Origin of the sequence: Variovorax sp. RCC_210, assembly GCF_041355175.1 — a bacterium.
GTDB lineage: Bacteria > Pseudomonadota > Gammaproteobacteria > Burkholderiales > Burkholderiaceae_C > Variovorax.
Genome location: NZ_JBFUPJ010000002.1, coordinates 99680 through 118043 on the forward strand (window position 1 = coordinate 99680; position 18364 = coordinate 118043).

Annotated in this window: 15 protein-coding genes; all 15 read right to left on the reverse strand. The window is 67.9% G+C overall.

Annotated features, from left to right (window positions below):
• Positions 1-3: 3 nt before the first annotated feature.
• Positions 4-2778 carry a ligase-associated DNA damage response DEXH box helicase gene (locus AB6807_RS08410; RefSeq protein WP_371084229.1) on the reverse strand — a complete coding sequence of 925 codons (2775 nt, stop codon included), beginning with the start codon at positions 2776-2778 and terminating at the stop codon, positions 4-6.
• Complete coding sequence (locus AB6807_RS08415) at positions 2775-4454, reverse strand: ATP-dependent DNA ligase (protein WP_371084230.1); 1680 nt, start codon at positions 4452-4454, stop codon at positions 2775-2777. Before AB6807_RS08415 ends, AB6807_RS08410 begins: the two co-directional genes overlap by 4 nt.
• A complete protein-coding gene (locus AB6807_RS08420) occupies positions 4451-5599 on the reverse strand; it encodes a ligase-associated DNA damage response exonuclease (RefSeq protein WP_371084231.1) in 1149 nt (382 codons plus the stop codon). The genes AB6807_RS08415 and AB6807_RS08420 overlap by 4 nt, the downstream gene beginning before the upstream one ends.
• Positions 5600-5696: 97 nt before the next feature.
• The gene (locus AB6807_RS08425) at positions 5697-6248 is read right to left on the reverse strand and encodes a DUF3617 domain-containing protein (RefSeq protein ID WP_371084232.1); all 552 of its coding nucleotides are present in this window, start codon (positions 6246-6248) and stop codon (positions 5697-5699) included.
• Positions 6249-6355: 107 nt separating this feature from the next.
• Complete coding sequence (locus AB6807_RS08430; protein WP_371084233.1) at positions 6356-7087, reverse strand: phosphatase PAP2 family protein; 732 nt, start codon at positions 7085-7087, stop codon at positions 6356-6358.
• 25 nt (positions 7088-7112) lie between these two features.
• On the reverse strand, positions 7113-8276 hold the full coding sequence (locus AB6807_RS08435) for a Gfo/Idh/MocA family protein (protein ID WP_371084234.1): 1164 nt from the start codon (positions 8274-8276) through the stop codon (positions 7113-7115).
• A 178-nt stretch (positions 8277-8454) separates the two neighbouring features.
• The gene (locus AB6807_RS08440) at positions 8455-9417 is read right to left on the reverse strand and encodes a substrate-binding domain-containing protein (protein ID WP_116913524.1); all 963 of its coding nucleotides are present in this window, start codon (positions 9415-9417) and stop codon (positions 8455-8457) included.
• A gap of 79 nt (positions 9418-9496) precedes the next feature.
• A complete protein-coding gene (locus AB6807_RS08445) occupies positions 9497-10546 on the reverse strand; it encodes an ABC transporter permease (protein ID WP_371084235.1) in 1050 nt (349 codons plus the stop codon).
• Positions 10503-12056, reverse strand: a complete 1554-nt coding sequence (locus AB6807_RS08450; protein ID WP_371084236.1) for a sugar ABC transporter ATP-binding protein — start codon at positions 12054-12056, stop codon at positions 10503-10505. Before AB6807_RS08450 ends, AB6807_RS08445 begins: the two co-directional genes overlap by 44 nt.
• Positions 12053-13222: an ROK family protein gene (locus AB6807_RS08455; protein ID WP_371084712.1), complete on the reverse strand. Its 1170-nt coding sequence runs from the start codon at positions 13220-13222 to the stop codon at positions 12053-12055. The genes AB6807_RS08450 and AB6807_RS08455 overlap by 4 nt, the downstream gene beginning before the upstream one ends.
• Before the next feature lie 217 nt (positions 13223-13439).
• Complete coding sequence (locus AB6807_RS08460; RefSeq protein WP_116913528.1) at positions 13440-13859, reverse strand: F0F1 ATP synthase subunit epsilon; 420 nt, start codon at positions 13857-13859, stop codon at positions 13440-13442.
• Positions 13860-13877: 18 nt separating this feature from the next.
• Positions 13878-15278 carry a F0F1 ATP synthase subunit beta gene (gene atpD / locus AB6807_RS08465; RefSeq protein ID WP_116913529.1) on the reverse strand — a complete coding sequence of 467 codons (1401 nt, stop codon included), beginning with the start codon at positions 15276-15278 and terminating at the stop codon, positions 13878-13880.
• Positions 15279-15400: 122 nt separating this feature from the next.
• Positions 15401-15796, reverse strand: a complete 396-nt coding sequence (locus AB6807_RS08470) for a hypothetical protein (protein ID WP_371084237.1) — start codon at positions 15794-15796, stop codon at positions 15401-15403.
• A gap of 88 nt (positions 15797-15884) precedes the next feature.
• A complete protein-coding gene (atpG, locus tag AB6807_RS08475; protein ID WP_116913531.1) occupies positions 15885-16760 on the reverse strand; it encodes a F0F1 ATP synthase subunit gamma in 876 nt (291 codons plus the stop codon).
• Positions 16761-16793: 33 nt separating this feature from the next.
• Entirely contained in the window at positions 16794-18347 is a 1554-nt protein-coding gene (gene atpA / locus AB6807_RS08480; RefSeq protein WP_116913532.1) for a F0F1 ATP synthase subunit alpha, read from the reverse strand.
• Positions 18348-18364: the final 17 nt, after the last annotated feature.

Consider the following 18364-nt stretch of genomic DNA (forward strand, 5'->3'; position numbering starts at 1 on the left):
GCTTCACAGCGGCGGCAGCGGGCGTGACGGCTTGCGCCGCTCGCGCCCATTCCGCCCACCCCGCCGCGGCGCCGCCGACTTGCCCGCCCCCTCCTGCCCGAAGGCCAGCGAGCCTTTCACGCGGTCCACGCCGCCGGCCGTGACCACCCCGCCCGCGGCTTTTTCCAGCTGCTCGACCATGCGCGCGATGCGGTCGGCCACGTTCTCGTTCGACAGCTTCTCGCGGAACAGCTCGACCATCAGCGGAAACGAAAACGGCGTCGGCCGCGCGAGCGGCTTCAGCACCAGTTGCTGGGCGGCCATGCGAACCAGGCTGGCGCGCAGCCGGCCGATTTCGAGCTCCTGCGCCAGCAGCTCCTGCTCGGCCTGCTGCAGCAGCCGGTTGCCGGGGTCGTACTTGCGGAACACCTCCCAGAACAACGAGGAGGAAGCCTGCAGCTGCTTGCCGCTGCGCTTCTCGCCGGGGTAGCCCTGGAAGATCAACCCTGAAACGCGCGCGATCTCGCGAAAACGCCGCTGCGCGAGTTCGCCCGCGTTGAGCGAGGCCAGCACCTCGTGAAGCAGCGCCTCGCGTGCATCGGAGCTATCACCCTCACCTTCGCCGTGCAGGCGCAGCACCTGCGGCAGCAGCACCGGCCAATCGACCGGCGTGGCGCTCAGCAGCTCGAAGCCGTAGTCGTTCACCGCAATGGAGAAGGTGCGCGCCTCGTGCTGCGCGACGCGCCACGCCAGCAGGCTTGCCAGCCCCAGGTGCACATGCCGCCCCGCGAAGGGGTACAGGAACAGGTGCGAGCCTTCGCGCGTGGTCAGCGTCTCGGCCAGCAGCGTCTGCGGCGTGGGCAGGGCCGACCACTGCTGCTGCAGCTCGAGCAGCGGCCGCACGCATTGCAGCTCGGGTGAGTCGTAGCGGCCCTCGTCCGCCAGGGCCAGCTGCTGCACCACGGCATCGGCCAGCGTGTTCGACAGCGGCATGCGCCCGCCGTTCCAGCGCGGCACCGCGGGGCGCTTGCCGCTGGCGCGCCGCACCCAGGCCGTCATGTCGTGGATGCGCACCAGCTCCAGCAGCCGGCCGCCGAAGAGAAAGCAGTCGCCGGGTTTCATGCGCGCGACAAAACCTTCTTCGACGCTGCCGATCTTCGCGCCCGCGAGGTACTGCACCGTCATGCTGGCGTCGCTCACGATGGTGCCGATGTTCATGCGGTGGCGCCGCGCCAGCCGCGCATCGGGCACGCGCCACACGCCCTCGGCGTCGGGCACGGCGCGCTTGTAGTCGGGGTAGGCGGCGAGCGAGGCGCCGCCTTGCGACACGAAGTCGAGGCACCACTGCCAGCTTTCGCGCGACAGGTTGTCGTAGGCGGCCGTGCCGCGCACTTCGCGGTAGAGGTCGTCGGGCACAAAGCCGCCGCCGAGCGCCACCGTCACCAGGTGCTGCACCAGCACGTCGAGCGGCTGGTCGGGCGAGTGGCGCGCCTCGATGTGCCCCGCCGCAATGGCCGCGCGCGCGGCCGCGCCCTCGACCATCTCGATGCTGTGCGTGGGCACCAGCGTGATGCGCGACGGCCGCCCCGGCGCGTGGCCCGAGCGGCCGGCGCGCTGCAGCAGCCGCGCCACGCCCTTGGGCGAGCCGATCTGCAGCACGCGCTCCACCGGCAGAAAGTCCACGCCCAGGTCCAGGCTCGACGTGCACACCACCGCCTTCAGCTCGCCGCTCTTCAGGCCCCGCTCGACCCACTCGCGCACTTCGCGGTCGAGCGAGCCGTGGTGCAGCGCGATGGTGCCGGCCCACTCGGGCTTGGCCTCCAGCAGGGCCTGGTACCAGATCTCGGACTGCGAGCGCGTGTTGGTGAAGACCAGCGTGGTGCTGCTGCCCGCGATTTCGTCGACGACCTGCGGCAGCATCGTGAGCCCGAGATGGCCGCCCCACGGAAAGCGCTCGGCGCGCCCGGGCAGCAGCGAATCGATGACGAGCTTCTTGGGCACCTGGCCTTGCACGAGCACGCCGTCCTCATGGCCCAGCAGGGCATGCATCGCCTCGTGCAGGTTGCCCAGCGTGGCCGACATGCCCCAGACCGCGAGGCCCGGGTTCCAGCGCCGAAGGCGCGCCAGCGCGAGCTGCACCTGCACGCCGCGCTTGTTGCCGAGCAGTTCGTGCCATTCGTCGACCACGGTCATGCGCACGTGGCCGAGCACCTCGTGCGCGTCGGCGCGCGCGAGCAGCAGCGAGAGGCTCTCGGGCGTGGTGACGAGCACCGTGGGCAGGCGCTGGTTCTGCGCGCTGCGTTCGGACGACGAAGTGTCGCCGCTGCGCGCGCCGGCGCTCCAGGGGTGCACTTCGGCGCCCAGGGCTTCGAGCGGCTGCTGCAGGGCGCGCAGCGTGTCGGCGGCCAGGGCGCGCATGGGGGTGAGCCACAGCAGGGTGAGCGGCGGGGCCGCGGGGCGGGCCGTGGCCTTGCGGGGTTGCGAGAAGGCCTGCAGCGCGCCGAGCCACACGGCGTAGGTCTTGCCTGCGCCGGTGGTGGCATGGAGCAGGCCGGACTTGCCTTCGGCGATGGCTTTCCAGACCTCGCGCTGGAACCTGAAGGGCTTCCATTCGCGCGCGGCGAACCACGCGTCGAGCGCAGCCTTGACGTGGGTCTTGCTCCTTCCCCCTTTGGGTGAAGGCTGGGATGGGGGCACGCGGCCTTCGACCGATGGCTGGTCCTTGATACGCCGCTTGCCCCTACCACCGCCCTCCCCCAGAGGGGGAGGGAGAAATTCAGCGTCCGCCGGCGAGCTCATGACGGCAACAACGCAGCCAGCGTCTGCAAGGTATCCGCCTCCCCCACCGGCTTGTCCTCCCGCCACCGCAGCATCCGCGGAAAGCGCACCGCGATCCCGCTCTTGTGCCGCGTACTGCGCGCGATGCCCTCGAAGCCCAGCTCGAACACCAGCGTCGGCTTCACGCTCTTCACCGGGCCGAAGCTCTCCACCGTCGTCTTGCGAATAACCGCGTCCACGCGCCCCATCTCCGCATCGGTGAGCCCCGAATACGCCTTGGCGAAAGGCACGAGCTTGCGGTCTTGCTGCTCGGGCGGGCCGTCCCACACCGCGAAGGTGTAGTCGCTGTACAGGCTCGCGCGGCGGCCGTGGCCGCGCTGCGCGTAGATCAGCACGGCGTCGATGCTCAGCGGCTCGATCTTCCACTTCCACCACACGCCCACGTCCTTGGTGCGGCCCACGCCGTACTGCGCGTCGCGGCGCTTGAGCATCATTCCTTCGACGCCCATGGTGCGCGCGGCCTCGCGCTGGCGCGCAAGGTCGGCCCAGTCGGTGCCCGTGAGCATCGGGCTCGGCAGCAGTGTCGGATGCTGCATGCGCGCGACCAGGTCGTCGAGCAGCGCGCGACGCTCCGATTGCGGCAGCGCGCGCAGGTCTTGCCCTTCCCATTCGAGCAGGTCGTAGGCCAGCAGCACCACCGGAATGTCGCGCAGCAGTTTCGGCCCCAGCGTCTTGCGGCCGATGCGCTTCTGCAACTCGGCAAAGGGTTGGACCTTGCCTTCGCCTTCCGGCGCGGCCTCGTCCCTGCGCCACACGGCAATCTCGCCGTCGAGCACCGTGCCGTCGGGCAATGCGTCGCCCAGCGCGGCAAGCTCGGGAAAGCGCTCGGTCACCAGTTCTTCGCCGCGCGACCACACCCACGCCACGCCCGCGCGCTTCACCAGTTGCGCGCGAATGCCGTCCCACTTCCACTCGACCACCCAGTCGCCCGGCGGCCCCAGCACCGCATCGAACTGCTCGACCGGCAGGTTGAACGGATGCGCGAGAAAGAACGGGTACGGCTGCCCGCTGGTCTTCTGCACCTGTTCGGCGCCCGACTCCGGCGCGATGAGCGCGCTGTAGTCCACGGGCTGCGGCCGCGCGCCGATGTGCGTGTAGCCCATGAGCCGCTGCGCGACGCGCTTGCCGTCGATGCCGCCCACCGCCGCCAGCGCCTGCGTGACCTGCAGCTTCGACACGCCCACGCGAAACGCGCCGGTGATGAGCTTGAAGTACACCAGCCGCTCCTCCGCCGCGAGCTGGCGCCACTGCGCGCGCAGGCGGTCGGCCAGTTGCTCGGGCGCGGTCTTCGCGGCGTCGCGCAGCGGCAGCAGGTGCTGCTCGACCCAGGCGGCGAGCCCGAGGTCGTGCGTTTCATCGGGCGGCGGCAACAGCAGCGCAATGGTTTCGGCCAGGTCGCCCACGGCGTCGTAGCTCTCGTCGAACAGCCACTCGGGCAGGCCGGCGGATTCCTGCGCGAGCAGGCGCAGCAACTTGGTGGGCACCAGCTGGCGCGGCTTGCCGCCCGCCAAAAAGTAGACGGCCCATGCGGCGTCGGCTGCATCGGCATCGCGCAGGTAGCGCTGCAGGGCGGCCTGCTTGGCGAGGTTCGACGTGCTGGCGTCGAGCTCGCGGTACAGCGCGGCAAACGCCTTCATGGCGTGTCTCCTTCCCCTTCCGGGGGAAGGTCGGGAAGAACTGGATGAGGGCGCCCGGCGTCCCCCTCGGGCGCATCTGGTGGCTGCACTGCCGCGGAAGCAGCGGGCGCTTCCTGGTCGTCCTCGTCGCCGTACTCGGTCTTGAAGCCGCGCGCGTCGAGCCCAATCTCCGACAGCCATCGCACCATCACCTGCACGCTGCCGTGCGTGACGAACACGCGCTCCGCGCCGGTGCCGGCAATCGCCTGCTGCAGCCCGGGCCAGTCGGCGTGGTCGGACATGACGAAGCCGCGGTCGACGCCGCGCCGGCGCCGCGTGCCGCGCAGCTGCATCCAGCCGCTCGCGAAGGCATCGGCGTAGTTGCCGAAGCGCTTCATCCATGGCGTGCCCTGCGCCGACGGCGGCGCGAGCACCAGCGAGCGTTTCAGCAGCGCCGCGTCGACGCCTTCGTCGCTCACGCGCAAGGTCGGCGGCAGCGCGACGCCCGCGGCGCGGTACACCGCGTTCAAGGGTTCAACCGCGCCGTGCACCACGATCGGCCCGATGCTCGCGTCCACCCCGTGCAGGATGCGCTGCGCCTTGCCGAAGGCATAGCAGAACAGCACCGACGCGCGCCCGGCCTGCGCATTGGCGCGCCACCACGCATCGATCTCCGCGAACAGCACGGCCTGTGTGGGCCAGCGATAGATCGGCAGGCCGAAGGTCGACTCGGTGATGAAGGTGTCGCAAGGCACCGGCTCGAAGGGCGTGCAGGTGCCGTCGGCCTCGGTCTTGTAGTCGCCCGAGGCCACCCACACGCGCCCGCCGTGTTCCAGCCGCACCTGCGCCGAGCCCAGCACATGGCCGGCGGGGTGCAGCGACACCCGCACCCCGTGGTGCTCGATGGCCTCGCCGTAGGGCAGCGTCTGCAGGTTGATGTCCTGCCCGAGGCGCGTGCGCAGCGTGCCTTCGCTGTCGGTGTGGGCCAGGTAGTGCGCGTGCCCGACGCGGGCGTGGTCCGAGTGCGCGTGCGTGATGACCGCGCGCGCCACCGGCCGCCAGGGGTCGATGTAGAAATCGCCCGGCGGGCAGTACAGGCCTTCGGGGCGGGCCACGACCAGGTTCGTGTCCAGGTGTGCGGCGAGGTTTTCTTGCGGTGCGGCCATGGCAGGCCATCGTAGGGCGGCCGCGGCTTTCGTGCGTCCGCGCCGCAGCCGCGATGCGCTGTGGGCCGGCGCCTACTTCGGCCGGCCCGGCCTGGGCTCAGGGCTTTTTCGGCCGGCCGCTCATCATGTCGAGCACGTTCATCTTCATGCCGTTGGACATGACCATGTCGCCCGGCTTCTGGTCGGCCTTGCAGGGGCCGATCCATTTGGCCTCCATCACGCTGGTGCCTTCGGCGCGGCCCATCAGCGGCGGGCTGTAGCTCGACTTGCTCTCCATGCGGTAGGCGGAGCTGAAGTCGCCGCTCATCACCGCGTGCGAGGTGGCGGTGGTGTTGCCGATCTTGCAGACCGAGTCCATCACCAGCTTGCCGCCGTCGGCGCGCAGCTCCTGCTTCGAGCACATGTCCTTGCCCATGCCCTGGCCCATGTCGCGCAGGGCCTTGTCGCTGGCGGCGTCGATGCACTGCTGCATGGTGTGGCCACCTGCGGGGCCATTGCCGGGGCCATTGCCAGGGCCCTTGGCGGTGCCGTCGCCGGTCTGGATTTCCCACAGGCCCGGCTTGCGCGAGGGAAAGTCGAGCGCGAAGGCGGGAGCGGCGATGGCGCCGGCCCCCATGCAGGCCGCGACGGCGAACAAACGGATCTTCATGGCGGCTCCCTCAGCGGTGAACGGGTGGACGGACGGACAGGCGGGCGACGGTGCCGGGGTTGTACCGCGCGCGCCGCCGCGGCGGAATACCGCAATCGGCCTAAGCCCTAGGCCGCGCGCGCCTGCGCCAGGGGCGCGGCGAGCGGCCGCTGCCGCGTGGCCACGCCCAGCAGCACGCCCAGCGCGAAGCCACCCATCACGTCGATCAGCACGTGCTGGCGCACCGCCATCGTCGAATAGACGATGCCCACCGCCCACGCCACGTTCACCACGCGCAGCCACGCCGGCGCACCCACCTCGCGCAGCTGCCGCGCGAGCACCACGCAGGCGAACACCGAGAACGACACGTGCAGCGAGGGAAAGGCGTTGCCGGCCGAATCCACCATCTTCAGGAACTGCAGCGACGTGCCCGGCAGCGTGTCGACCGTGAAGTTGGGAATGGCCGTGGGCATGAACCAGAACACCAGCAACGCCAGCGCCGTCATGGCCGCGCAGCCGAGCGAGAAGCTCAGCAGCTCGCGCTTGTCCTTGGCCAGCAGCACGGGCAGCGCGATGTAGCCCCAGAGCGAGAGGTACACCGGCAGCAGCGCCGGCCAGAAGGCGATGAGCTGGTCGACCGCGGTGAGCGGCAGCACCCACGCCTGGCCCGCGTTCTTCATGATCCAGAAGTACAGCGGAAAGAAGCCCAGGGTGGCGACGGTGTTGCCGACCAGCTTCAGCGGGAACAGCGTGGCGCAGCGCCGCCAGAGGGCGGCGAGCCAGGGCCGGGCCGCCGAGGGAGAGACGTGAGAAGCGTCGGAAGAAGAATCGTCGGAAGAAGGAGGCGTCGGAGGCGTCATGGCAGCCCGGGCAGCGCGCCGCGCGCTACCAGGGCGTCCACTTTAATTCGCTTTTCGCCGAAGCCACTGTGCGCTCGATGAAGCGCACGCCGCGCGCGCCGTCCGCCACGCGCGGGTAGTCCGCGTCCAGCGGGTCGGCCACCTGCCCCGCGAGCCGGGCGCGAATGTCCGCCGCCACGCCCGCGTACACATTGGCGAAGGCCTCGATGAAGCCTTCGGGGTGGCCGGCCGGCAGCCGGCTCGCGCGCCGCGCGGCTTCGCACAGCCACGGCGCGCCGCGCGTCAGCACGCGCCTGGGGCCGTCGTGCGGCAGGTGCACCAGCTGGCTCGGCTGCTCCTGGTGCCATTCGAGCGTGCCCAGCGTGCCCGACACGCGCAGGCGCAGGTCGTTCTCCAGCCCGGTGTTGATCTGCGAGGCGACGAGCACGCCGCGCGCGCCGCCCTTGAAACGCAGCAGCAGGCTGCCGTCGTCGTCCAGCATGCGGCCCGGCACCAGCGCGCCCAGGTCGGCGCACAGGCTGTCGATTTCGAGCCCGGTCACGGTGGCCACGAGGTTCTCGGCATGCGAGCCGATGTCGCCGATGGCGCCGGCCGCGCCGCTGCGCGCGGGGTCGGTGCGCCAGTCGGCCTGCTTGTTGGTGCCGCCTTCGACATGGCTCGCGAGCCAGCCCTGGTTGTATTCGACGACCACCTTGCGGATGTCGCCGAGCTGGCCCGAGCGCACCATCTCGCGGGCCTGCCGCACCATCGGGTAGCCGGTGTAGTTGTAGGTCACGCCGAACACCGTGCCTCGCGCGGCCACGGTGGCGACCAGCGCATCGGCCTGCTCGCGCGTGTGCACCAGCGGCTTGTCGCACACCACGTGGAAGCCCGCTTCGGCAAAGGCCTGCGCCACCGGAAAGTGCACATGGTTGGGCGTGACGATCGACACGAAGTCGATGCGCTCATGCGCCGGGCGCGCAAGCTCGTCGGCCAGCAGCGCCTGCCAGTCGCCGTGGTTGCGCGCGTCGGCCAGGCCCAGGTCGCGGCCCGAGGCGCGCGCCTTGTCCGGGCTCGAGGACAGCGCGCCGGCGACCAGCCCGATCTGCCCGTCCAGCGCCATCGCCTTGCGGTGCACGGCGCCGATGAAGGCGTCGCGCCCGCCGCCGACCATGGCGTAGCGCAGCTTGCGAAGCGGTGTATCGCTCATCGATCTCCTCGGTGGTCCTGTCTTGGGTAACTGTTCCCTCTCCCATTGCGGCGAGAAGGCTAGGGTGAGGGTTCGGGTCTTTGCAAGCGCACGGCTTCAGCCGCCGCCGCTGCCCTCACCCCGGCCCTCTCCCCGAAGGGAGAGGGAGTGATGCGATCGGCCACGGGGCCGATCGCATTCAGAACGGCGAGTTCGGGTGGTAGAAATCCTTGGCGTTGTCCTTGGTGATCAGCACCGAAGGAATGATCGTCGTCGCCGGCAGCTTCTCGCCCTTCAGCCGCGCCTCGGCCGTGAGCTTGATCGCGTCGTAGATGAACTTGGGCGAGTAGCTCACGTCGGCGCCGATGCGCTTGTCCTTGCCGTCCATGATGGTCTTGACCATGTCCTTGGCGCCCGCGCCGCCGAACACGATCTTGATGTCGTCGCGCTTGGCCTGCGAAATGGCCTTGAGCACGCCCACGGCCATGTCGTCGTCGGCGGCCCAGATGGCGTCGATCTGCTTGAAGCGCGTGAGGTAGTCCTGCGTGACCTTGAAGGCGTCGTCGCGGTTCCAGTTGGCGTACTTGGCGTCCAGCAGCTTGATGTCGGGGCTGCCCTTGAGCACGGCGTTGAAGGCGTCCATGCGCTCGTTGTCCAGCGTGGTGGCAATGCCGCGCAGCGCCACCACGTTGCCCTTGCCACCCAGCGTCTTCACGATGTACTCGGCCGGGATCTTGCCGAAGGCGGTGTTGTCGCCGGCCACGTAGGCGTCTTGCGCGCTGGTGTCGGTCAGGCCGCGGTCGACCACGGTCACGTAGGCGCCCTTGGCCTTCACCTGCGCCACCGGCTTGGTCAGCGCGGCCGATTCGAACGGGAACACGACCAGCGCGTTGATCTTGGTGACCGTCGACAGGTCTTGCAGCTGGTTGGCCTGCTCGGGCGCGTTGGCGGCCGTCTTGATGGTGATCTTCAGGTCCTTGTGTTCCTTCTCGAGGTCCTTCTTCGCCTGGTTGGCCCAGTAGTTGATGCCGCCCATGAAGCTGTGCGTGGCCGCGGGAATCGAAACGCCGAGGTTGACCTTTTCCGCGGCGAGCGCGGGCAGGCTGGCAAACGCCGCGGCCGCGACGGCCGTGAGTGCGATGCGACGGGTGAAAGTGGTCATGCTGGATGTCTCCTCTTGGTGGGTGGAACAGAACGAACGAACAACGAACGAGAAACGAGAAAAAAGCGAACCGAAGCGCCTAGCGCCTGCCGCGCTGCAGGAACGCCACGATGATGATCACGAAGCCCTGCACCGCCGCGTTCAGGTACACGCTGATGATGCTGGTGAGGTTCAGGATGTTGCTGATGACCGAGAGCAGGATGGCGCCCACCACCGTGCCGGTGATGCTGCCCGCGCCGCCCTTCAGCGCGGTGCCGCCGACGATCACCGCGGCAATCGCCTCGAGCTCCCACAGCAGCCCGGTCGTGGGCGACGCAGAGCCCAGGCGCGGCACGTACAGCAGCGTGGCAATGCCCACGCACACGCCGAGCAGCACGTAGGTGAGGATCTTCACGCGGTCGACGTCCACCGCCGCGTAGCGCGCCACCTGCTCGTTCGACCCGATCGCCTGCACGTAGCGTCCGTAGGCCGTGCGGTTCAGGATGACGCCGCCGATGATCGCGACGATCACGAACACCCACACCGGCACCGGAATGCCCGCCAGGCTCGCGTAGTACACGGGCGCGTACAGGTCCGACAGGTCGTTGTCGAGCGTGAGCGCGCCGCCGTCGGCAAAGTAGGTGAGGTACGCGCGAAAGATGCCCAGCGTGCCCAGCGTCACGATGAAGGGCTCGATGCGCCCCTTGGTGATGAGCAACCCGTGCGCCAGCCCGAACACCGCGCCCAGCACGATGGCCAGCACCGCGCCCATCACCACCGCCAGCAGCGGCGAGCCCGACGCGGGCCCGGCCCAGTTGATGAACATGATCACGCTGCCCGCGATGAGCGCGGCCATGGAGCCCACCGACAGGTCGATGCCGCCCGAGATGATCACGAAGCACATGCCCACCGCGATGATGCCGATGAAGGCAGTGCGCGTGAGCACGTTCATCGCGTTGTCCAGCGTGGCGAAGTCGCCGTTGAGCAGCGTGCCGGCAATGCACAGCAGCACCAGGCCGATGACCGGGCCGAGGCCGTGCAGGCGCTCGGTCCAGCGCGGCTTGGCCTCGCTGCGGTGCTGCGGCTGTTGCAGCGGTTGCGCGGCTTCAGGCCGCGGTGTCGATGGGGGTGTCTGCTGTTCCGGTGGCATGAGCGATGAGCTCCTCTTCTGTGAGACGGTCCGCGTCCAGCGTGGCAACCAGCCTGCCCGCGCGCATCACCGCGACGCGGTGGCACAGGCCGATCAGCTCCATCAGCTCGGACGAGACAACGATCACCGCGAGCCCTTCGCGGGCGAGTCGCTGGATCAGGAAATAGATGTCGCGCTTGGCGCCCACGTCCACGCCGCGCGTGGGCTCGTCGAGCACCACCACCTTCGGTTGCGGCTGCAGCACCTTGGCGAGCGCGAGCTTCTGCTGGTTGCCGCCGGACAGCGACGAGGCCTTCACCTCGAGCGAGCCGGTGCGAATGCCGTAGTCCTTCACCGCTTCGGCCAGCGCGCCGCGCTCGGCCTCGGGCTGCAGCCAGGGCTGGGCGTAGCGCTCCAGCGCCATCAGCGTCAGGTTCTGGCGCAGGCCGAAGTTGACGTGCAGGCCCTTGCCCTTGCGGTCTTCGCTGAGGTACGTGAGGCCGTGCCTGGCCGCGTCGCGCGGGTTGCGCCAGCCCCCGGCGCCGGGCACGGGCTTGCCGAGCATCTCGACCTTGCCGCTCGCGGGGCGAAGGCCGAGCAGGCCTTCGAAGAGTTCGGTGCGGCCCGCGCCCACGAGGCCCGCGAAGCCGAGGATCTCGCCGGGGCGCACCTCGAAGCTCGCGTCCTGCGCCCAGCCGGGCACGTTGAAATTGCGCACGCGCATGGCGGGTGCGTCCGCGGCCACGACGAGGTCGCGCGGCGGATACAGGTCGGCCAGCTCGCGGCCCACCATCAGGTTGGCCATCTGGTGGCGCGTGACCTCCGGCGTGGGCGAGCGCGCGACGAAGCGGCCGTCGCGCATCACGATGACCTCGTCGGTCACCTGCTCCACCTCGTCGAGCTTGTGCGAGATGTAGACGATGGTCACGCCGTCGGCGCGCAGCTGCGCGATGAGCTTGAACAGGCGCTCGGTCTCGCCGGGCGTGAGCGTGGCGGTGGGCTCGTCCATGATGAGCAGGCGCGCGCGGCGGGCGATGGCCTTCGCGATTTCCACCAGCTGCTTCTCCGCGACGATGAGCTTGCGCACCTTGGTGCGCGGCTCGACCTGCAGGCCGACGGCCGCGAGCGCGGCGGCGGCGTCGCGTTCCATCGACACGTCGTCGAGCAGCCAGCCCTTCTTCTTTTCATGGCCCAGGAAGATGTTCTGCGCAACGCTCAGGTCTTCGGCGAGATTGAACTCCTGGTGGATCAGCACGATGCCCAGCGCTTCGGCGTCGCGCGAGCTGCTGAACTGCTGCGGCTGGCCGTTGATGCGCAACGCGCCGCCCGTGAGCTGTTCGTAGCCCGCGAGGATCTTCATCAGCGTGGACTTGCCCGCGCCGTTCTCGCCGAGCAGGCCGTACACACGGCCGGGCGAAAGCGCGAAGCTCACGCCGTGCAGCACCTGCACCGGGCCGAAGGCCTTCACCACGCCGTCGAACTCCACGGCCACGCTGCCCTTGTTCACGTTGCCTTTGTTGTCTGCGTTCATGGCGCCACTCCGCGGACCTTCAGCGTTTCGTGCATCGCCAGCACGCCGGCGCCGATCAGCCCGCCCTGCATGCCCAGCGGCGTGTACTGGATTTCGAGGTGCCGCGTCGACAGCGCGAGCGAGCGCTGGTACACGCTCTGGCGCACGGCGGCGAGAAACAGCGGCCCGATGCGCGTGATGCCGCCGCCGATGAACACGTGCGACGGATTGAAGAAATTCACCACCGACGCGAGCATCTGCCCGATGAGGCCGCCGGCGCGCTGGATGATGCCGTTGGCCGCGGTGTCGCCGCCGCGGCTGGCCTGGCCCACGTCGATGGCGTCGATGCGCCCGTGCACGCGCAGGCATTCGGCCAGCGCCGCGCTCTCGCCGGCTTCGGCCGCCTGCACGGCCATGCGCGTGATGGCGGGGCCGGCCGCCATCGCCTCGACGCAGCCGAGGTTGCCGCAGTGGCAGCGCGGGCCTTCCTGGTCCACGCAGATGTGGCCCACGTCGCCGGCCGAGCCGGCCGCACCGCGGTACACCTCGCCGTGGCACACGATGCCGCAGCCGATGCCGGTGCCGATCTTGATGACCAGGAAGTTGTTCAGCGAACGCTTCAGCCGCCACAGCTCGCCGAGCGCCATGAGGTTGACGTCGTTGTCGACGAACACCGGCGCGGCGTAGTCCTCGCGCAGGTAGTCGCGGATCGAGAAACTGTCCCAGGCCGGCATCAGCGGCGGGTTCACCAGCTGGCCGATCTCGAAGTTCACCGGGCCGGGCACGCCGATGCCGATGCCCAGCACGTCCTTGGCGCTGGCGCCGCAGCGCGCGAGCAGTTCGCGCATGAGGGTGCGCACGCGCGCCAGCAGCACGGCCGGGCCGTCGCGCACGTCGGCGGGTTCGTCGTGCTGGGCGAGCACGCCCAGGTCGGGGCTGAGCACGGCCACGTCGAGGCTGGTGGCGCCGATGTCGATGCCCACGAGCACGCCGAGGGCGGCATTCAGCTGGAGGTTTTCGGCGCGGCGACCGCCCGAGGAACGTTGCAGGCCGGCTTCGGCCAGCAGGCCCTGGTCGACCAGGCCGGCGATGAGGCCGTTGGCCTTGCTCTTGGAAAAGCCGAGCTGTTCGGCCATGGCATGGCGCGAGCCGCCGGCCGACCAGAAGGTCGTTTCCAGCAGGCGCATTTCATCGGCGGTGATGCCACTCCAACGTGCCACGCGTCATGTCTCCGTGTTCTTTTGCTGTCTTCGCCGCGAATACTAGGGGCAGGGCTTCAGCCAGACAAGGCTGAACTTCGACCATATTCAGACCGAAGACGGTTTTGATTTCCCTGACAAAGGCCCAGACGCAAAAAAGCCGCCCGAAGGCGGCTTTTTTATAAAAGCAGAACGTGTGCCGCTCTTACTTCTTCTGGCGGTACTTGCGCAACGCGGCAATCTGCGCGGCCATCACGGCCAGTTCCGACTGCGCCATCGCGATGTCGATGTCGCTCTTCGCGTTCTTCAGCGCTTCTTCGGCAGCCGCCTTGGCCTGGTTGGCCTTTTCGTCGTCGAGGTCCTTGCCGCGGATCGCGGTGTCGGACAGCACGGTGACGGCGTTCGGCTGCACTTCGAGAATGCCGCCGGCCACGAAGACGAACTCTTCCTTGCCGTCGGCCGTCTCGATGCGCACGGCGCCGGGGCGGATGCGCGTGATCAGCGGCGTGTGACGCGGATAGATGCCGAGCTCACCGGCTTCACCGGGCAGCGCGACGAACTTGGCTTCGCCCGAGAAGATCGACTCTTCCGCGCTGACCACGTCGACGTGAATGGTGTTTGCCATCTGAGTTCCTATGTCGCCTTAGGCGATTTTCTTGGCTTTTTCGAACGCTTCGTCGATGCCGCCGACCATGTAGAACGCTTGTTCCGGCAGGTGGTCGGCTTCGCCGTTCACGATCATCTTGAAACCACGGATGGTTTCGGCCAGCGGCACGTACTTGCCGGGCGAGCCCGTGAACACTTCAGCCACGTGGAACGGCTGCGACAGGAAACGCTGAATCTTGCGAGCGCGGGCCACGGCCAGCTTGTCGTCCGGAGCCAGTTCGTCCATGCCCAGAATGGCGATGATGTCGCGCAGTTCCTTGTAGCGCTGCAGCGTGCCTTGCACGGCGCGGGCGACGTTGTAGTGCTCTTCGCCGACCACGTTCGGGTCGAGCTGGCGCGACGTCGAGTCCAGCGGGTCCACGGCGGGGTAGATACCGAGCGAAGCGATGTCACGCGACAGCACCACGGTCGAGTCCAAGTGGGCGAAGGTGGTGGCGGGCGACGGGTCGGTCAAGTCGTCGGCAGGGACGTACACGGCCTGGATCGAGGTGATCGAGCCGACCTTGGTCGACGTGATGCGCTCTTGCAGGCGGCCCATTTCCTCGGCCAGCGTCGGCTGGTAGCCCACGGCGGAAGGCATGCGGCCCAGCAGTGCCGACACTTCGGTACCGGCCAGCGTGTAGCGGTAGATGTTGTCCACGAAGAACAGAACGTCACGGCCTTCGTCGCGGAACGACTCGGCGATGGTCAGGCCGGTCAGCGCCACGCGCAGACGGTTGCCCGGGGGTTCGTTCATCTGGCCGTAGACCATGGCCACCTTCGAGTCTTCGAGCTTCTCGAGGTTCACCACGCCGGAGTCGGCCATCTCGTGGTAGAAGTCGTTGCCTTCGCGGGTACGTTCACCCACACCGGCGAACACCGACAGACCCGAGTGAGCCTTGGCGATGTTGTTGATGAGTTCCATCATGTTCACGGTCTTGCCCACGCCGGCGCCGCCGAACAGGCCCACCTTGCCGCCCTTGGCGAACGGGCACACCAGGTCGATCACCTTGATGCCGGTTTCCAGCAGGTCTTGCGAAGGCGACAGTTCGTCGTACGCGGGGGCCTTGCGGTGGATGGAAGCGGTGAGGTCCTGGCTGACCGGGCCGCGTTCGTCGATGGGCGAACCCAGCACGTCCATGATCCGGCCGAGCGTGGCCTTGCCGACGGGCACCGTGATGGGCGCGCCGGTGTTGGTCACGATCAGACCGCGGCGCAGGCCGTCGGACGAGCCCAGCGCAATGGTACGCACCACGCCGTCGCCGAGCTGTTGCTGGACTTCGAGAGTCAGCGCGCTGCCTTCGAATTTCAAGGCGTCGTACACCTTGGGCATCTGGTCACGCGGGAACTCCACGTCGACCACGGCGCCGATACATTGGACAATTTTTCCTTCAGCCATGGCGTTTCCTTCTGGATGGATCTCAATAAATTTGCGACAGGTTCTTGCAGAAGCGTCCTGGTGCCAAAACGGGCCGCTTTTGCAAGAATGCCGGACGGGCCGGCACCCTTGAATGGTTCAGATCAGCACTTCATGGCCGTGGCTTGCGCCGCGAAGGCGTCCGAGGCAGCCTTGCAGGCCTGGCCCAGCGCAGCCTTGTCGGCACCCATCGAAGCCCAGGTGGCCTTCGTCTGATCGAGACTCGACTTCATTGCATCGGCGGCAGCACCGCTTTGCGAAGAAACGCATGCCTGCACCTTGGCCAGGTAGTCGTTGCACTCTTGCGGCAGGTCGGCGGCGGAGGCCGTCGGGGCCGTTGCAGAAGCAGCGGGAGCCGCCGGCGCTGCCGCGGGTTCCGGTGCCGCGGGAGCAGGCGCTGGCGCAGCGGCGGGAGCCGGTGCGGGCGCGGGAGCGTCTTCCTTCTTCGAGCACGCGGTCAACGCGGCGGCAATGGCCACCAGAGCAAGAATCTTCTTCATTTTTTTCGAGTCCCCTAAAAGTAGGCCTTGGATTACCGGGCGCGCAGAGCGCACCCGGCGGGCAATGCGGCCTGTTGCATCGCCTTGATCACACGCCTGCAGCAGCGGCCGCGCCGGACACGATTTCGGAGAGTTCCTTCGTGATGCCGGCCTGACGGGTCTTGTTGTAGACCAGCTTCAATTCGCTGATCACGTTGCCCGCGTTGTCGGTCGCCGCCTTCATGGCCACCATGCGCGCCGAATGCTCGGACGCCATGTTCTCGGCCACGGCCTGGTACACCAGCGATTCCACGTAGCGCACCAACAGCTCGTCGATCACGCTTTGCGCGTCGGGTTCGTAGATGTAGTCCCACGAATGATGTCCCGACTCGGTTTGCAGCGTCTCGGCCTTCAGCGGCAGCAGTTGCTCCACCATCGGCTCTTGCTTGATGGTGTTGATGAACTTCGTGTAGCACAGGTACACCGCCGACAGCTTGCCTTCGGCATAGGCGTCCAGCAGCGTCTTGACAGGCCCGATGAGCTTGTCGAGATGCGGCGTGTCGCCCAGCTGCGTCACATGGGCCACCACGCGGGCGCCGATGCGATTCAGGAAGCCCAGGCCCTTGCTGCCGATGGCCACCGACTCGACCACGTTGCCGGCAGACTGCGCTTCGCGCAGCTTGATCGTGACGGCACGCAGCAGGTTGGTGTTCAAGCCGCCGCACAGGCCCTTGTCGCTGGTCACGATGATGAAACCGACGCCCTTGGCCTCGGTCGTCTTCATGAACGCGTGGGTGTACTCCGGGTTCGCCTTGCCAAGGTTGGCCGCGATGTTGCGGATCTTTTCGCTGTAGGGGCGAGCGGCGCGCATGCGTTCCTGCGCCTTGCGCATCTTGGAAACCGAGACCATTTCCATGGCCTTGGTGATCTTCTTGGTGTTTTCCACCGATTTGATCTTGCCGCGGATTTCCTTACCAGCTGCCATGAGAGCTCCTTCTTGCGTCGATCAAGGCGTCGATCAGGCGAACGACTTCTTGAACGCGGTGACGGCGGCCGTCAGTTCGGCTTCCGCTTCCTTGTCGAGCGCCTTGGACTTCTCGATCTTCTCGAGCAGCGGGGCGTAGCTGGACTTCAGGAATTGATGCAGGCCATGTTCGAACGGCAGCACCTTCTTGATGTCGAGGTCGTCCATGAAACCCTTGTTCACGGCGAACAGCGTCGCGCCCATCAGCGAGATCGGGAGCGGGCTGTATTGCGACTGCTTCAGCAGTTCGGTCACGCGGGCACCGCGGTCGAGCTGCTTGCGGGTGGCTTCGTCCAGGTCGGAAGCGAACTGCGCGAACGCAGCCAGTTCACGGTACTGCGCCAGGTCGGTACGGATACCGCCGGACAGGCCCTTGATGATCTTCGTCTGGGCCGACGAACCCACGCGCGACACCGAGATACCGGCGTTGATGGCGGGGCGGATGCCCGCGTTGAACAGGTTGGTTTCCAGGAAGATCTGGCCGTCGGTGATCGAGATCACGTTCGTCGGAACGAAGGCGGACACGTCGCCGGCTTGCGTTTCGATGATGGGCAGTGCGGTCAGCGAACCGGTCTTGCCCTTGACTTCACCCTTGGTGAAGGCTTCGACGTAGTCGGCGTTCACGCGGGCTGCGCGTTCGAGCAGGCGGCTGTGGAGATAGAACACGTCGCCGGGGTACGCTTCGCGGCCTGGCGGGCGACGCAGCAGCAGCGAGACCTGGCGGTAGGCCACGGCTTGCTTGGACAGGTCGTCATAGACGATCAGTGCGTCTTCGCCGCGGTCGCGGAAGTACTCGCCCATCGTGCAGCCCGAGTAGGCCGACACGTATTGCATGGCGGCCGATTCCGAAGCGGAAGCTGCCACCACGATCGTGTAGTCCATGGCACCGGCTTGTTCCAGCGCGCGCACCACGTTCTTGATCGACGAAGCCTTCTGGCCGATGGCGACGTAGATGCAGGTCACGCCCTGGCCCTTCTGGGCAATGATCGCGTCGATGGCCACGGCGGTCTTGCCGGTCTGGCGGTCGCCGATGATCAGTTCGCGCTGGCCGCGGCCGATCGGCACCATCGAGTCGATGGACTTCAGGCCGGTCTGCAGGGGCTGGTCGACGGACTTCCGTGCGATCACGCCCGGAGCGACCTTTTCGATCACGTCGGTGAGCTTGGCGTTGACCGGACCCTTGCCGTCGATCGGCTGGCCCAGTGCGTTCACCACGCGGCCGATGAGCTCGGGGCCCACGGGCACTTCCAGAATGCGGCCCGTGCACTTCACGGTGTCGCCTTCGGAGATGTGTTCGTATTCACCCAGAATCACGGCGCCGACGGAGTCGCGCTCGAGGTTCAGGGCCAGGCCGAACGACGGCGTGCCGTCAGCGCTCGGCGGGAACTCGAGCATTTCGCCCTGCATGGCATCCGACAGGCCGTGCACGCGCACGATGCCGTCAGTCACCGACACCACGGTGCCTTCGTTGCGGATGTTGGCGCTGACCCCGAGGCCCTCGATGCGGCTCTTGATCAGTTCGGAAATTTCTGCGGGATTGAGTTGCATGACTCTTTCCTTCTTTC

Bases quoted from the DNA above. Each gene is read 5' to 3' on its own strand.
- AB6807_RS08450 (WP_371084236.1), bottom strand. From the start codon at position 12,056: ATGAACGCAGACAACAAAGGCAACGTGAACAAGGGCAGCGTGGCCGTG.
- atpG (WP_116913531.1), bottom strand. From the start codon at position 16,760: ATGGCAGCTGGTAAGGAAATCCGCGGCAAGATCAAATCGGTGGAAAAC.
- atpA (WP_116913532.1), bottom strand. From the start codon at position 18,347: ATGCAACTCAATCCCGCAGAAATTTCCGAACTGATCAAGAGCCGCATC.
- AB6807_RS08425 (WP_371084232.1), bottom strand. From the start codon at position 6,248: ATGAAGATCCGTTTGTTCGCCGTCGCGGCCTGCATGGGGGCCGGCGCC.
- AB6807_RS08470 (WP_371084237.1), bottom strand. From the start codon at position 15,796: ATGAAGAAGATTCTTGCTCTGGTGGCCATTGCCGCCGCGTTGACCGCG.
- AB6807_RS08460 (WP_116913528.1), bottom strand. From the start codon at position 13,859: ATGGCAAACACCATTCACGTCGACGTGGTCAGCGCGGAAGAGTCGATC.
- AB6807_RS08410 (WP_371084229.1), bottom strand. From the start codon at position 2,778: ATGAGCTCGCCGGCGGACGCTGAATTTCTCCCTCCCCCTCTGGGGGAG.
- AB6807_RS08445 (WP_371084235.1), bottom strand. From the start codon at position 10,546: ATGCCACCGGAACAGCAGACACCCCCATCGACACCGCGGCCTGAAGCC.
- AB6807_RS08455 (WP_371084712.1), bottom strand. From the start codon at position 13,222: ATGCGCCTGCTGGAAACGACCTTCTGGTCGGCCGGCGGCTCGCGCCAT.
- AB6807_RS08415 (WP_371084230.1), bottom strand. From the start codon at position 4,454: ATGAAGGCGTTTGCCGCGCTGTACCGCGAGCTCGACGCCAGCACGTCG.
- AB6807_RS08440 (WP_116913524.1), bottom strand. From the start codon at position 9,417: ATGACCACTTTCACCCGTCGCATCGCACTCACGGCCGTCGCGGCCGCG.
- AB6807_RS08435 (WP_371084234.1), bottom strand. From the start codon at position 8,276: ATGAGCGATACACCGCTTCGCAAGCTGCGCTACGCCATGGTCGGCGGC.
- AB6807_RS08430 (WP_371084233.1), bottom strand. From the start codon at position 7,087: ATGACGCCTCCGACGCCTCCTTCTTCCGACGATTCTTCTTCCGACGCT.
- AB6807_RS08420 (WP_371084231.1), bottom strand. From the start codon at position 5,599: ATGGCCGCACCGCAAGAAAACCTCGCCGCACACCTGGACACGAACCTG.
- atpD (WP_116913529.1), bottom strand. From the start codon at position 15,278: ATGGCTGAAGGAAAAATTGTCCAATGTATCGGCGCCGTGGTCGACGTG.